General features: G+C 62.6%; 1 protein-coding gene. It reads left to right on the top strand.

Annotated features, from left to right (window positions below):
• Positions 1–468 (top strand): Crp/Fnr family transcriptional regulator (locus AC3A35_RS27910; protein WP_487439811.1); only part of this gene is annotated, 468 nt, incomplete at both ends.

Below are 468 nucleotides of genomic sequence, written 5' to 3'. Positions count from 1 at the left end.
GGTGACAGCACCCCCAGCCGGGCCGTGGTGCAATGTGCCGGGCAGGCCTACCGGCTTTCGGGGCGAATTCTGAAGGAAGAACTCAAGCGTGTCGGAGGACGGCGCAGCGGCGCACTACATAGCTTGCTACTGCGATATGCCCAAGCGCTGTTCACGCAGATGGCTCAGACCGCCGTCTGCAACCGCCATCACTCCCTTGACCAACAGGTTTGTCGCTGGTTGCTGCTTTTTCTCGATCGGATGCCCTCGAACAAACTGGTCATCACTCACGGCTTGATCGCCAATATGCTCGGGGTGCGCCGGGAGGGCGTCACCGAAGCTGCCGGCACGCTACGAAGGGCTGGCCTCATCGAATACCACCGCGGCCACATCACCGTGCTCGACCGGGCCGGGCTGGAAGCGCGAACCTGCGAGTGCTACACGGTGGTCAGGCAAGAGTCCGATCGCCTGCTAAATGGATCGCCCGCT

It is taken from the genome of Azoarcus sp. Soil_N_20 (assembly GCF_057656155.1).
This window is presented reverse-complemented; position numbering and strand designations above follow the sequence as displayed.